This window comes from Polaromonas sp. P1_G4 (assembly GCF_056405475.1).
Genome location: NZ_JBFUCA010000892.1, coordinates 1 through 1,024 on the forward strand (window position 1 = coordinate 1; position 1,024 = coordinate 1,024).

General features: G+C 64.6%; 1 protein-coding gene. It reads left to right on the top strand.

Translation table 11 applies throughout. The features are described from left to right. The first annotated feature begins 1 nt into the window (after position 1). Positions 2 to 949: a response regulator gene (locus tag AC1D1X_RS24225; RefSeq protein ID WP_477699475.1), complete on the top strand. Its 948-nt coding sequence runs from the start codon at positions 2 to 4 to the stop codon at positions 947 to 949. Positions 950 to 1,024 lie beyond the last annotated feature (75 nt).

Here is a 1,024-nt window from a genome sequence, read left to right on the forward strand (position 1 = left end):
GATTGTGGACGACGTGCCCGACAACCTGTCGGTCCTGCACGATGCGCTCGATGAATCGGGCTATACCGTCCTTGTGGCCACCAGTGGCGAGGCTGCGCTGCAGCGTGCGTTGCAGGCTTTGCCCGACATCGTTTTGCTAGACGCCATGATGCCCGGGATGGATGGCTTTGAGGTTGCCAAGCGCCTGAAGGCCATGGCTGAAACGGCGCACATCCCCATTATTTTCATGACCGGTCTCACGGAAACCGAGTACCTCGTGGCGGCCCTGGAAGCCGGAGGGGTGGACTACGTTACCAAACCGATCAAGCCCAAGGAAGTGATGGCACGCATGGGCGTGCATTTGCAGGGCGCCCGCCGTGCCAGGCAGGAAGCGCGGCAGGCAGGGCAAGCACGCAACGCGCTGGACGCTTTCGGCTACGCCAGCATCACGGTGCGCATGGGCGGCGAGGCCGACGGGAAATTGATCTGGCAAACGCCGCTGGCGCGCGACCTGCTCATGCGCTACTACGGCACGTCCGCGCCGCAAACGCCCGAACCTGTACTCAACTGGCTGCGCCGCCACATGGCGGAGGCAGAGCGCCAGGTTGAGCCGCCGCGCCTGGCGGTGGAGCTTGGTCCGCGGCGCCTGACCTTCCGGCTGCACCAGCAGACCGGCGACGGCGACCGCGGCGGTGACTGGCTGATCGTCATGCGCGAAATTTCCGACGACGCCGTGGTGGAAGCCATGAGCCTGAGCTTCAAGCTCACCGCCCGAGAAGCTGAAGTGCTGTATTGGGTGGTCAAGGGAAAAACCAATCGCGACATTGGAGACATCCTGGGTTCCAGCCCAGCCACGGTCAAAAAGCACCTGGAACGGGTGTATGCCAAGCTGGGCGTCGAAACCCGCACCGCCGCCGCAGGTATGGCCATGAACCGGATCCGGCAACTGCACCCGCAGTTTGAGGGGTGAATATGGCCCCCACGGTCGCTCACTGCGTGTAGCTTCCTGCCCCCCGAGGGGGCCGCTGCGCCTGCGGCCCGGCAA